At 70.6% G+C, this 12,332-nt stretch carries 12 protein-coding genes and 1 pseudogene; 7 read left to right on the top strand and 6 right to left on the bottom strand.

What is annotated here, in order from left to right:
• Positions 1–24: 24 nt before the first annotated feature.
• The 3 genes from pyrH to rpsB form a co-directional block, all read right to left on the bottom strand.
• Complete coding sequence (pyrH, locus tag ACFXKZ_RS24225; protein WP_078977400.1) at positions 25–834, bottom strand: UMP kinase; 810 nt, start codon at positions 832–834, stop codon at positions 25–27.
• Positions 835–914: 80 nt separating this feature from the next.
• Positions 915–1,748: a translation elongation factor Ts gene (tsf, locus tag ACFXKZ_RS24220; RefSeq protein WP_380003040.1), complete on the bottom strand. Its 834-nt coding sequence runs from the start codon at positions 1,746–1,748 to the stop codon at positions 915–917.
• Between the two features lie 202 nt (positions 1,749–1,950).
• Positions 1,951–2,877, bottom strand: a complete 927-nt coding sequence (rpsB, locus tag ACFXKZ_RS24215) for a 30S ribosomal protein S2 (protein WP_380003039.1) — start codon at positions 2,875–2,877, stop codon at positions 1,951–1,953.
• On the opposite strand from rpsB, the pseudogene ACFXKZ_RS24210 reads away from it, so the two are divergent.
• A pseudogene (locus tag ACFXKZ_RS24210) lies at positions 2,876–3,787 on the top strand (M23 family metallopeptidase); the annotation flags it as partial. The gene rpsB and the pseudogene ACFXKZ_RS24210 overlap by 2 nt on opposite strands.
• 110 nt (positions 3,788–3,897) lie before the next feature.
• Here ACFXKZ_RS24210 and ACFXKZ_RS24205 read toward each other — a convergent pair.
• Both ACFXKZ_RS24205 and dusB read right to left on the bottom strand, forming a co-directional pair.
• Positions 3,898–4,479, bottom strand: coding sequence for a TetR/AcrR family transcriptional regulator (locus ACFXKZ_RS24205; RefSeq protein WP_380003038.1), 582 nt, complete (start codon positions 4,477–4,479; stop codon positions 3,898–3,900).
• A 57-nt stretch (positions 4,480–4,536) separates the two neighbouring features.
• Positions 4,537–5,733 (bottom strand): tRNA dihydrouridine synthase DusB, encoded by a 1,197-nt coding sequence (gene dusB, locus ACFXKZ_RS24200; protein WP_380003037.1) that lies wholly within the window; start codon positions 5,731–5,733, stop codon positions 4,537–4,539.
• A gap of 101 nt (positions 5,734–5,834) precedes the next feature.
• Between dusB and ACFXKZ_RS24195 the strand changes: the two genes are divergently transcribed.
• Both ACFXKZ_RS24195 and ACFXKZ_RS24190 read left to right on the top strand, forming a co-directional pair.
• Positions 5,835–6,536: an NADAR family protein gene (locus tag ACFXKZ_RS24195; RefSeq protein ID WP_380003036.1), complete on the top strand. Its 702-nt coding sequence runs from the start codon at positions 5,835–5,837 to the stop codon at positions 6,534–6,536.
• A 14-nt stretch (positions 6,537–6,550) separates the two neighbouring features.
• A complete protein-coding gene (locus ACFXKZ_RS24190) occupies positions 6,551–7,567 on the top strand; it encodes a hypothetical protein (RefSeq protein WP_380003035.1) in 1,017 nt (338 codons plus the stop codon).
• 87 nt (positions 7,568–7,654) lie between these two features.
• On the opposite strand, the gene ACFXKZ_RS24185 is transcribed toward ACFXKZ_RS24190, so the two are convergent.
• On the bottom strand, positions 7,655–9,037 hold the full coding sequence (locus ACFXKZ_RS24185; protein ID WP_380003034.1) for a glycine--tRNA ligase: 1,383 nt from the start codon (positions 9,035–9,037) through the stop codon (positions 7,655–7,657).
• Positions 9,038–9,200: 163 nt separating this feature from the next.
• Between ACFXKZ_RS24185 and ACFXKZ_RS24180 the strand changes: the two genes are divergently transcribed.
• The 4 genes from ACFXKZ_RS24180 to ACFXKZ_RS24165 are packed head-to-tail and all read left to right on the top strand — an operon-like array spanning position 9,201 to position 12,308.
• Positions 9,201–10,160 carry a metal ABC transporter substrate-binding protein gene (locus ACFXKZ_RS24180; RefSeq protein WP_380003033.1) on the top strand — a complete coding sequence of 320 codons (960 nt, stop codon included), beginning with the start codon at positions 9,201–9,203 and terminating at the stop codon, positions 10,158–10,160.
• Positions 10,157–10,933: a metal ABC transporter ATP-binding protein gene (locus ACFXKZ_RS24175; protein WP_380003032.1), complete on the top strand. Its 777-nt coding sequence runs from the start codon at positions 10,157–10,159 to the stop codon at positions 10,931–10,933. Before ACFXKZ_RS24180 ends, ACFXKZ_RS24175 begins: the two co-directional genes overlap by 4 nt.
• Positions 10,930–11,892 carry a metal ABC transporter permease gene (locus tag ACFXKZ_RS24170; RefSeq protein ID WP_380003030.1) on the top strand — a complete coding sequence of 321 codons (963 nt, stop codon included), beginning with the start codon at positions 10,930–10,932 and terminating at the stop codon, positions 11,890–11,892. The genes ACFXKZ_RS24175 and ACFXKZ_RS24170 overlap by 4 nt, the downstream gene beginning before the upstream one ends.
• Positions 11,889–12,308, top strand: coding sequence for a Fur family transcriptional regulator (locus tag ACFXKZ_RS24165; RefSeq protein ID WP_078977389.1), 420 nt, complete (start codon positions 11,889–11,891; stop codon positions 12,306–12,308). Before ACFXKZ_RS24170 ends, ACFXKZ_RS24165 begins: the two co-directional genes overlap by 4 nt.
• Positions 12,309–12,332: the final 24 nt, after the last annotated feature.

Genomic DNA, 12,332 nt, shown 5'->3' with positions numbered 1-12,332 from the left:
CTGTCCCGGTCCTGTCGCCGTCGATCAGCCGTCGGTACGGCTGACCAGGGTGCCGATCTTCTCACCCCGCACGGCGCGGGCGATGTTGCCCTCGACGAGCAGGTTGAAGACGACGATCGGCAGTTCGTTGTCCATGCACAGGCTGATCGCGGTGGCGTCCGCGACCTTGAGCCCGCGGGCGAGCACCTCGGCGTGATCCAGACGATCGAACATGACCGCGTCCGGGTTGGACTTCGGGTCGCAGTCGTATACGCCGTCGACGCCCTTGGCCATGAGCAGCGCGACCGCGTCGATCTCGAGCGCACGCTGGGCGGCCGTGGTGTCGGTGGAGAAGTAGGGCATGCCCATACCCGCGCCGAAGATGACCACGCGGCCCTTCTCCAGGTGTCGCACGGCGCGTCGCGGGATGTACGGCTCGGCGACCTGACCCATCGTGATGGCGGTCTGCACGCGGGTGTCGATGCCCTGCTTCTCCAGGAAGTCCTGGAGCGCCAGGCAGTTCATCACGGTGCCGAGCATGCCCATGTAGTCCGAGCGGGCGCGGTCCATGCCGCGAATCTGCAACTCGGCGCCGCGGAAGAAGTTGCCGCCGCCGATCACGATGGCGACCTGGGTGCCGCGGCGGACCACGTCGGCGATCTGGAGCGCGATGGTCTGCACGGTGTCGGGGTCGACACCGAGGGCCCCGCCGCCCGCGAACGCCTCACCGGAGAGCTTGAGCAGCACCCGGCGCGCGTAGGGGTTCGGCTCGTCGCCCTCGGCGGACGACGAGGAGGCCGCCTTCGTTTCGGTTTCCTGCACGGTTCCCTCCACGCCTTGCGGCCTCCTCGCCATACTGCTTTTCACTGCGTTCATGCCTACTACATGCCCCGGCCGCGTTCACTTTCCGGTCGGGGCGGTGCCACAAGTGGCGATCAGACGCCGACCTTGAAGCGGGTGAAGCGCTTGACCTTGACGCCGGCCTCGTCCAGGACCTTGCCCACGGACTTCTTGCTGTCCTTGGCGAACGCCTGGTCGAGCAGCACGTTGTCCTTGAAGTAGCCGGTCACCCGGCCCTCGACGATCTTGGACAGGGCGGCCTCGGGCTTGCCCTCCTCGCGCGCGGTGGCCTCGGCCACACGACGCTCGGTCTCGACCGTCTCGGCCGGCACGTCCTCGCGGGCGAGCACGGTGGGCGAGAACGCGGCGATGTGCTGCGCGACGTCCTTGGCCACCTCGGCGTTGGCGCCGTCCAGCTCGATCAGCACGCCGATCTGCGCGGGCAGGTCGGGGCTGGTCTTGTGCAGGTACGCAGCGACGAAACCGTCGGCGTACTGCGCGAAGCGGTCGAGCACGATCTTCTCGCCGAGCGTGACGTTCGCGTCGTCCACGAACTGCTGGACGCTCTTGCCGGCCTCGATCTCGCTCGCGAGCAGCGCGGCGATGTCGGCGGGCGCGGTCTTGGCGACGTGCGCGGCGATCGCGTTGGCGGCCTCGATGAACTTCGGGCTCTTGGCCACGAAGTCGGTCTCGCACTTGAGCTCGACCAGGACGCCGGAGGCGTTGCCATCGAGCAGCGCGACGACGGCGCCGTTGGACGCCGAGCGGCCCTCGCGCTTGGTGACGCCCTTCTGGCCCTTGACGCGAAGGATCTCGACCGCCTTGTCGACGTCGCCTTCGGCCTCTTCGAGGGCCTTCTTGCAGTCCATCATGCCCGCGGCGGTGAGCTCACGGAGCTTCTTCACGTCCGCGGCGGAGAAGTTCGCCATGTCCTGATTCTCTCGTCTCTCGGTCAGCGGCCCGGTTGCCCGAGCGACTGCGGGTGAGGGTGTCGCCCCACCCGATGAAGGTCAAGGGTCCGTGCGGTATTCCGACACATACGGGACGTACGGGATGCGTACGCACCGTGATCGGGTCCCGGCACAGGGCGAGGGGTACGCCGGCCTGGCCGTCGTACCCCTCGTTCCAGGGTCAGGCCTGCGGGTCGGCCTCGGCGGCCGGCGCCTCGGCAGCGGCGGCCTCGACGGCCGGCGCCTCGACGGGCTCGGCCGCGACGTCGGCCTCGGTGACCGAGCCGGACTCGACGACCTCTTCGGCGGCGGGGGCGGCCTCGGCGGCCTCGTCCTTCTTGCCCGCCTCGAGCAGCTCGCGCTCCCAGTCGGCGAGGGGCTCGCCGGCGGTGGCCTTGGTGTCGGCGGCGGCGCCACCGGCACGCGACATGAGACCGTCGGCGACGGCGTCGGCGATCACGCGGGTGAGCAGCGTGACCGAGCGGATCGCGTCGTCGTTGCCCGGGATCTTGTAGTCGACCTCGTCGGGGTCACAGTTGGTGTCGAGGATCGCGACGACCGGGATGTGCAGCTTCCGGGCCTCGCCGACGCCGATGTGCTCCTTCTTGGTGTCCACGATCCACACGGCCGAGGGCACGCGCTGCATGTCGCGGATGCCGCCGAGGGTCTTCGACAGCTTGTCCTTCTCGCGCTTGAGGACGAGCAGTTCCTTCTTCGTCATGCCCGAGCCGGCCACGTCGTCGAAGTCCAGCTGCTCGAGCTCCTTCAGGCGCTGGAGGCGCTTGTAGACGGTCGAGAAGTTGGTCAGCATGCCGCCGAGCCAGCGCTGGTTGACGTAGGGCATGCCCACGCGCGTCGCCTGCTCGGCGATCGCCTCCTGCGCCTGCTTCTTGGTGCCGACGAACAGGATCGTGCCGCCGTGGGCGACGGTCTCCTTGACGAACTCGTAGGCGCGGTCGATGTACGACAGCGACTGGAGCAGGTCGATGATGTAGATGCCGTTGCGCTCCGTGAAGATGAAGCGCTTCATCTTCGGGTTCCAGCGGCGGGTCTGGTGACCGAAGTGGACGCCGCTTTCCAGCAGCTCCCGCATCGTGACGACGGCCATGGCCGTACGCTCCTTGGACTCTCGTCCCGGCGATCGAGCCCGGGACTCTCGGTTGTGTCGTGACGACGGGTCGCCGTCACGCCTGGCGCCCGCGACACCACGCCGAGGTCCTTGCGGATTCCCGGACCGAGAGGTGTCCCCATCGAGTCCCGCTCACTGGCGTCTCGCCATGCGGGACGTCGGCGGCTCGAAGGTGGGCGCGCGAAGTCGACCCGGAAGGCCGGGCCGCTCCGGGAAGTGTACGGGACCGGTACGCGGCCGGGCGACTCGCCTTCCGGCCACCCTTTTCTGCCGCCTCGTCCGCTTGTATGCCGGCTTTTCGCGGCGTATCGCACTTCGACGATCGGCGACCGCTTGTGGACGAAAAAGTTGTCTACACGCACGGGGCGGCTGTTTGTCCACAGGCCGACGCGGATCGGCGCGTGTGGCGGGCGCGGGCGGTGAGTCTGGGCGCATGAACGATTCGAGGTCGGTTCGTGGACCCGCCGTGATGGGTCTGCTGTTGCTCACCGCCGTGGTGTCGACGGTCGCATCGCCCCTCGCCTCCCCGGCGCCGCTCGCGTCGGGGGCGGCGCGGGCCGCTCCGGAGGTGCGGCGCTGGGTGTGGCCGCTGGATCCCCGGCCGGTGGTGCTGCGCGGGTTCGAGCCGCCGGCGGCGGCGTGGCTGGCCGGGCATCGCGGGGTGGATCTGGCCGCGACGGTGGGCCAGTCGGTGCGCGCGGCGGGCGCGGGGGTGGTGGTCTTCGCCGGCGCTGTGGCCGGGCGCGGGGTGGTCACCGTGCGGCACGGCGATGTGCGCACCACCTACGAGCCGGTGCTCGCGTCGGTGGCGGCGGGTCGGGTGGTCGCGGCGGGCGAACCGATCGGGGTGCTGGCGCCGGGGCCGTTCCATCTGCCGGTGCCGTGTCTGCACTGGGGGTTGCTGGTGCCGGGGTATCACGACCCGCTCACGCTGCTGCGTCGGGCGCGGGTGCGGTTGTACCCGAACCGCCCGGGCTCGGGCCCGTCGGGTTCGGCGGGCTATGCGACCCGGGCGACGCCGCCGAGCACCAGGGCCAGGGTGGCGGACGCGGCCTCGGCGGGGTCGGCGCCGCACTCGATCCGCCGGACCGCCGCGTCGACCATGCCCTGGACCAGCGTGGCGACCAGCATCGGGTCCCGGTGGCCGAGCGCGGACAGCGCGTCCACCACCAGTTCGACGATCCGCCCGTGGGCGGCCCGGATGCGTTCGCGCGCGTTCGCGTCGAGCTCGCCGGTGGAGATCGCGACGACGACGCGATGACGACGATCACCGACCAGTTCCAACTGGCGCTCGACGTAGGCCGCGATCTTGTGCGCCGGGTCGTCGGTCGCGCCCATCGCGTCCTCGACCTCGGCCACCCACGCCGGCAGGTCGACGGCGCACAGCTCCTCGACCACGGCCGCGCGCGAGGCGAAGTATTCGTAGAGCGAGGAGCGGGCCAGGCCGGTGCGTTCGGCCAAGGCGGGGAAGGTGAGCGCGGCGAAGCCGCCCTCGTCGAGCAGGCTCCGGGCGGCGTCGAGCAGCGCGGCGTGCTGCATCGCACGGTGCTCGGCGACGGAGGAGGCTCGAATCTTGGGCATTCCCTCACTCTACGACGTCACCGTGCGTGTCATCGGGGAGCTTGACCAATTCCCTGGTCAGCCGCCGGAGTGGTCCAGTTCGGCGTCGACCGGGGGCAGCGCGCACTCGGGGTCGTCGAGCCAGCCCTCGGGCAGCACGACGCGCTTGCCGCCCGCGGTGCGCCCGCGCGGGCCGTCGGCGCCGATCGGCCACGGCTGGTCCAGGTCGAGCTGCCCGAACCAGTCGTCGAGTTCGGCCAGGCTGCTCGCGGTGGCCAGGCCGCGGCGGATGGTGCCGCCGACCGCGAAGCCCTTCATGTACCAGGCGACGTGCTTGCGCAGGTCGGTGACGCCGTGGGTCTCGTCGCCGATCCACTCGGCGAGCAGCACCGCGTGCCGGCGCATGATCGTGGTGACCTCGCCCAGGGTCGGCCGGGCCCGGTCGGCGCTGCCCTCGAAGGCGGAGACCAGATCGCGGAACAACCACGGGCGGCCCAGGCAGCCGCGGCCGACCACGACGCCGTCGCAGCCGGTCTCGCGCATCATCCGCAGCGCGTCCTCGGCGTCCCAGATGTCGCCGTTGCCGAGCACCGGGATGTCGGTGACGACCTCCTTCAGCCGCGCGATGGCGGACCAGTCGGCGGTCCCGCCGTAGTGCTGCTCGGCGGTGCGGCCGTGCAGGGCGACCCAGGTGACGCCCTCGTCCACGGCGATTCGGCCCGCGTCGAGGTAGGTCAGGTGGTCGTCGTCGATGCCCTTGCGCATCTTGATGGTGACCGGCACGCCCCGCGCGTTCTTGACCGCCGAGCGCAGGATGTCGCGCAGCAGGTTGCGCTTGTAGGGCAGCGCGGAACCGCCGCCCTTGCGGGTCACCTTGGGCACCGGGCAGCCGAAGTTGAGGTCGATGTGGTCGGCCAGGCCCTCGTCCACGATCATCGCGACCGCACGGCCGACGATGTGCGGGTCGACCCCGTACAGCTGGATGCTGCGCGGGCGCTCGGTCTCGGCGAAGCGGATCAGCCGCAGCGTCTTGGCGTCCCGCTCGACCAGCGCGCGGGTGGTGATCATCTCGCTGACGTACAACCCGGCCGGGCGCGCGGTGGTGGCCGCCTCGGCCTGCTCCTGGCACAACGTGCGAAACGGCGCGTTGGTGATGCCGGCCATGGGAGCCAGCACCACGGGCGGCCGAATCCGCGCGCCGCCGAAGGCGCCCAGGCGCAGCGGCGGCCACGGGCTGCCGGTGGCGTCGGGCGTGGGTGCGTCGGCGGGTGCCATGGACGGTGCTCCAGGAGGGGTGCGGGGATGGATCCGATCCATTGTCCCCCACCGGGAAAAGTGGTTTCCGGGTGTCGCCGGGTCCTGGCAGCATCGCCGGCATGACCTCCGATTCCCTGCCGGCGTCCGCCGGGTCCGCCGCCGAGTCCGACCGTGAGCCGCTCGATGTCGCGTCCCTGATCCTGCGGGCCCGGCGGCAGCCCCGGCTGAAGTACGTCTACTTCTGGGGGCACCGCGAGCCGATCCGGGGCGTGGACGCGAGCTGTCTGAGTCAGTGGTATCCGTCGCCGTTCGAGGTGGACGGGATCACCTATCGCACCGCCGAGCACTGGATGATGGCCGGCAAGGCCCGGATGTTCGCCGACGCCGACGCGGAGCGCCGGGTGCTGGCGGCCGATCACCCCAAGACGGCCAAGACGATCGGGCGCCAGGTGCGCGGCTTCGACGAGCAGCGGTGGGTGGAGGAGCGGTTCGAGCTGATCGTGCGCGGCAACGTGGCCAAGTTCGGGCAGCACCCGGACATGGGCACCTTTTTGCTGGGCACCGGGCGGCGGATCCTGGTCGAGGCCAGTCCGCTGGACCGGATCTGGGGCATCGGGCTGGCCGCCGACGACGAGCGGGCGGGCGACCCCGAGCGCTGGCGCGGGCTGAACCTGCTCGGCTTCGCGCTGATGGCGGCCCGCGCCCGGCTGGCCGACGCGGCCGGGGCCGGCACTTCGCCCGGCTCGATCGGCTCGACCACATCGGCCGGAGGGCACGATCACGCGGTGTCGGAATCCGCTCCTGCGCCGTCGTCCGGATGAACTAACCTCCGCACATGAGTGCCTTCCCGCCCCCGCAGCCCCCGAACGGGCCCGGCTACGGCCACGGGCAACAGCCGTACGGACAACCGAACAACGGCCAGTCGGCCCACGGGCAACAGCCCCAGGGTCAACCGGCCTACGGGCAACAGCCGTACGGACAACAACCGTATGGGCAACAGCCGTATGGACAGCAGCCCTACCCCCAGCAGTACGGCCAGGGTTACGGCCAGCCGCCGCCCCCGCCGTCGGGCCGGCCGAAGTGGCTGGTGCCGGCGGCGGCGGTGGTGGCGCTCGCGGTGATCGGCGGCGGGGCGTTCTTCTTCCTGTCCAAGGACAAGGACGACGACAAGAAGCCCGCCGCCCAGACGTCCCCGACCGCCCCCGTCAACGGCGGTTCGCTGCCCGCGACCGGCGGTTCGCCCGGGCCGAGCGCCGACGAGCCCAAGGGGTTCCAGTCGGCGCCGCCGCCGAACAACTCGGCCATCGACGACCTGTCGACCGACAAGTTGTCCTTCACCACCGACTACTTCTTCAAGGACACCGCCGAGTTCCAGGGCCGCACCGGCGCGAAGTATCGGCAGCTGAGCAGCGACGACTCGGCGGCCAAGGACTGCTCGAAGGTGATCACGGCCGGCGGCTCGGCGGTCACCCAGAACGGTTGCGTGGGTGTGCTGCGCGGGTCGTACAAGGACTCGGCCGGGAAGTACGCGGTGACGCTGTCGCTGATCTCGATGCCGAACAAGGAGAAGGCCGAGGCGGTGAAGAAGGGGCTGGGCACGATCGCGCTGTCCAACTCCCCGATCGCCTGGCTCCAGCCGCCGGCGTCGAGCGGGGTCACCTTCAAGGACGGCTCCGAGCACGCGGCGATCGCCACCACGACCGGGCACTACGTCCTGATCCTGGACATCGGCCGGGCCGACGGCGGGCCGATGAAGGGCCAGGGCGAGGACGCCTCGAAGGCCGCGGGCAACGTACTGAACGACCTGAACTTCCGGATGGCCGACCGCATCGTGGCGGGCGTCTTCAAGTAGTTCCGATCCGGCCCGGGACACACGTGAGGGGCGCCGTCCGAGACGGCGCCCCTCACGGCGTTCACCCGGCCCACGGCCGGTTTCGGGTCAGCAGCCCGGCAGGCGTGCCGCGAGATAGCCCACGACCTGGTCGAGCGACACCCGCTCCTGCTGCATCGTGTCGCGCGAGCGCACGGTCACCGCGTTGTCCTCGAGCGTGTCGAAGTCGACGGTGATGCAGAACGGCGTGCCGATCTCGTCCTGGCGGCGGTAGCGACGGCCGATCGCACCGGCGTCGTCGAAGTCGCAGTTCCAGTATTGCCGCAGGTCGGCGGCCAGGCTCCGGGCCTTCGGCGACAGGTCGGCGTTGCGCGACAGCGGCAGGATGGCCGCCTTGACCGGCGCCAGGCGCGGGTCGAGCCGCAGCACGGTGCGCTTTTCCAGCTTGCCCTTGGCGTTCGGCGCCTCGTCCTCGAAGTAGGCGTCGAGCAGGAACGCGAGCATCGCCCGGTTCAGGCCCGCGGCGGGCTCGATGACGTACGGGAACCAGCGCTCGTTGGCGTCCTGGTCGAAGTACGACAGGTCGGTGCCGGACTTCTCCGAGTGGGTGCGCAGGTCGTAGTCCGTGCGGTTGGCGATGCCCTCCAGCTCGGAGAACTCGGTGCCGCCGAAGTTGAAGCGGTACTCGATGTCGACGGTGCGCTTCGAGTAGTGCGACAACTTCTCCTTCGGGTGCTCGAAGAAGCGCATGTTGTCCGGGTTCAGGCCGAGACCGATGTACCAGTCCCAGCGCTGCTGCATCCAGTATTCCTGCCAGTGCTCGTCCTCGCCCGGCTTGACGAAGAACTCCATCTCCATCTGCTCGAACTCGCGCGTGCGGAAGATGAAGTTGCCCGGCGTGATCTCGTTGCGGAAGCTCTTGCCGGTCTGGGCGATGCCGAACGGCGGCTTCTTGCGCGAGGTCTGCTCGACGGCCTTGTAGTTGACGAAGATGCCCTGGGCGGTCTCCGGGCGCAGGTAGGCGCGGCCGGACTCGTCCTGGGTGGGGCCGAGGAAGGTCTGCAGCAGACCGTTGAACATCTTGGGCTCGGTGAAGGTGCCCTTGTTCCCGCAGTTGGGACAGGTGATGTCGGCGAGGCCGTTCTCCGGCAGCCGGCCGCGCTTGGCCTCGTACGCCTCTTCGAGGTGGTCGGCGCGGTAGCGCTTGTGGCACGAGGTGCACTCGGTCAGCGGGTCGACGAACGCCTCGACGTGACCGGACGCCTCCCACACCTCGCGGGCGAGGATGACCGAGGAGTCCAAACCGACGATGTCGTCACGCGAGGTGACCATCGTGCGCCACCACTGGCGCTTGATGTTCTCCTTGAGCTCCACGCCGAGGGGACCGTAGTCCCAGGCGGCCCGCTGGCCGCCGTAGATCTCACTACAGGGGTAAACGAAGCCTCGGCGCTTGCTCAGGCTGACGATGGTGTCGATCTTGTCGGCGGCCACAATGCTCTCTTCGGTGCGACGATGCGGGCAGTGACAGTGTCGGCACAGGCTACCGGCGCGCTGGTCACCCCCGTAAATCGATAACTGCCGGCCCGGGTCCGCCACGGTTGGCCCAAACCCGTATTATTGACAACGATTGTCATTCTAGTTGAGAATCATTGTCATGAAGATATGCCGCTCCGCCCCGGTCGCCCTGCTCGCGACCGCCGCCGCATCCGCGCTGCTGCTCTCCGGATGCGCCGGCACCGACGACGCGAAGGCGGACACCGGGGCGGGTGCGAAGGTGCGGGTGATCGCCGCGTTCTACCCGATGAAATTCGTCGCACAGCAGGTCGGCGGCCCGCATGTGAAGGTGACCAACCTGACCAAGGCCGGGGCCGAGCCGCACGACCTGGAGCTGACCCCCAAGCAGGTCGGCGCCGTCTCGCAGGCCGATCTGGTGGTCTATCTCAAGGGCCTGCAGCCCGCCGTGGACAAGGCGATCTCGCAGAACAAGCCGAAGCACATCGCCGAGGCGAGCCGGTTCGCACCGCTGGAGGAGCACGGCACCGAGGTACAGGGCGCCGAGGACGAGCACGCGGGCCACGACCACGCCGACGCCGAACACGGCGACCCGCACGTGTGGCTCGACCCGATCCGGCTGTCCGCGATCGCGACCGGTGTGGGCGAATCGCTCGCCGGCGCCGACCCGGCCAACGCGGCCGACTACCGCGAACGCGCCGCGGCGCTGGTGACCCGGCTGAAGACCCTCGACGCCGAGTTCACCGCCGGCCTGACCACCTGCGCCCGCAGGGACGTGGTGACCAGCCACGCCGCCTTCGGCTACGTCGCGGAGCGTTACCACCTGAACCAGATCGGGGTGAACGGCGTCAACCCGGAGTCGGAGCCCTCCCCCGCCCGGCGGGCCGACATCCAGCGTCTGGCCCGGGACCGGGGGGTGACCACGATCTTCTTCGAGACCCTGGCCGAGCCCAAGACCGCCAAGACGCTCGCCGAGGACCTGCACGTGCAGACCGCGGTCCTGGATCCGCTCGAGGGCATAAAAGACGAGGCGCACGACGATTACTTCTCGGTGATGCGCGCCAACCTGGACGCGCTGCGGAAGGGGCTGGGCTGCTCATGACGGATTCTCGGACCCCGGTCGCCCGGTTGACCGGCGGCACCGCGTCCCTCGGCGGCCGACCGGTGCTGCGCGGAGTGGACCTGACCGTGCGCCCCGGCGAGGTGGTCGCGCTGCTCGGCGCCAACGGCTCGGGCAAGTCCACGCTGGTGCGCTCCCTGGTCGGCCTGGTCCCGCTCACCGGCGGCACGATCGAGCTGTTCGGCACCCCGTTCGCGCGTTTTCGCGACTGGTCCCGGATCGGCTACGTACCGCAGCGCACCACGGCCGCGGCGGGTGTGCCCGCGAGCGTGCGCGAGGTGGTCACCTCGGGTCTGCTCGACGGCCGCCGGCTGTTCGGGCCGGGCCGCGAGGGGCGGGCCGCGGTGGACGCGGCGCTCGACGCGGTCGGCATGCGCGACCGCGCCCGCGACGGCATCGCCCACCTGTCCGGCGGCCAGCAACAGCGGGTGCTGATCGCCCGCGCCCTGGCCCGCCGCCCCGACCTGCTGATCATGGACGAGCCGATGGCCGGCGTGGACCTGCGCAGCCAGGAGGTGCTGGCCGGCACCCTGCGCGGCCAGCAGGAGCAGGGCCGGGCGGTGCTGCTCGTCCTGCACGAACTCGGCCCGCTGGAGCCGCTGATCGACCGCGCGGTGGTGCTGCGCGAGGGCTGCGTGTGCCACGACGGACCGCCGCCGCGCGCGGTCGGCCAGCACGCGCTGCCCGGCCACGACCACGTACATCCGCACGACGATCACACCGCGCGCCACGCCGGGATGGGACTGCTCTCGTGACGATCCTGGACTTCCCCTTCATGCAGCGCGCGCTGCTCGCGGCCCTGCTCGTGGGCATGACCGCGCCCGCCGTCGGCGTATACCTCGTGCAGCGCCGGCAGGCGTTCATGGGCGACGGCATCGGGCACGTCGCGCTCACCGGCGTGGGTCTCGGCTTTCTCCTCAGCACCTCCCCTGTGCTCACCGCGGTGCTCACCGCGTCGGTCGGTGCGGTGTTGATCGAACTGATCCGCGAACGCAGCCGGGTCAGCGGCGACGTCGCGCTCTCGGTGCTGTTCTACGGCGGCATCGCGGGCGGGGTGATGCTGATCAACCTGGCCCCCGAGGGCTCGAACGCCAATCTCCAGTCGTACCTGTTCGGCTCGCTGACCTCGGTCTCGCCCGAGGACATCCGGGTGATCACGATCCTGGCCGCGGCCGTGCTCGCGGTCACCCTCGGACTGCGTCGCGCGCTGTTCACCGTGTGCCAGGACGAGGACTTCGCCCGGGTCACCGGGCTGCCGGTGCGCGCGCTGAACCTGCTGCTCGCGGTCACCGCCGCGGTCACCGTCACGGTCGCGATGCGGGTGGTGGGCCTGCTTCTGGTCAGTGCACTGATGGTGGTCCCGGTCGCGGTCGCGCAGCAGGTCTCCCGCACGTTCTCGATGACCGCGGCGCTCGCGATCGTGGTCGGCGTGCTGGTCTCGGTCTCCGGCACCGCGCTGACGTACTACGTCGACGCGCCGCCCGGGGCCACCATCGTGTTGCTCGCGATCGGGCTGTTCGTTCTGGTGGGAGTGCTCGCGACGCCGTTGAATCGGCGCCGGGCCCGACGCGCGGAGGCGGCGGCGGGGGAGGTGGACGCGCCTCGGATCGACGACGTGCGTGTGGACGCGCAGGCCCCCGGCGCCGGCACAATGGCGGGGCAGGCACCCGGCGTCGTCGTCCGGCCCGCACCCATCGAGGAGGCACCCAGGTGACCACCGCCCACGGCACGAGCCCGGTTCGGGGTCGGTCCACTCGGCAGCGTGCCGCCGTCTCCGCGCTCCTCGACGAGATCGAGGACTTCCGCAGTGCGCAGGATCTGCACGACCTGCTCAAGCAGCGCGGCGAGGCGGTCGGTCTGACCACGGTGTACCGCACCCTCCAGGCTCTGGCGGACGCGGACGAGGTCGACGTCCTGCGCACCCAGGACGGCGAGTCGGTCTACCGTCGATGTAGCCGTGGGCACCACCATCACCTGGTCTGCCGCTCCTGCGGCCGCACCGTCGAGGTCGAGGGCCCGGCGGTCGAGCGCTGGGCGAACCGGATCGCCGCCGAACACGGTTTCGGCGACGTCTCCCACGAACTGGAGATCTTCGGCACGTGCGCCCAGTGCGCCGGCACGCCGGGCTGACCTCGCCCGTGTCGGCGTCGGCGT

Origin of the sequence: Embleya sp. NPDC059237 (assembly GCF_042754105.1) — a bacterium.
Classification (GTDB): Bacteria; Actinomycetota; Actinomycetes; order Streptomycetales; family Streptomycetaceae; genus Embleya.
The sequence above is the reverse complement of the archived record's forward strand: the minus strand, read 5'-3'. Positions and strand labels throughout refer to the sequence as shown.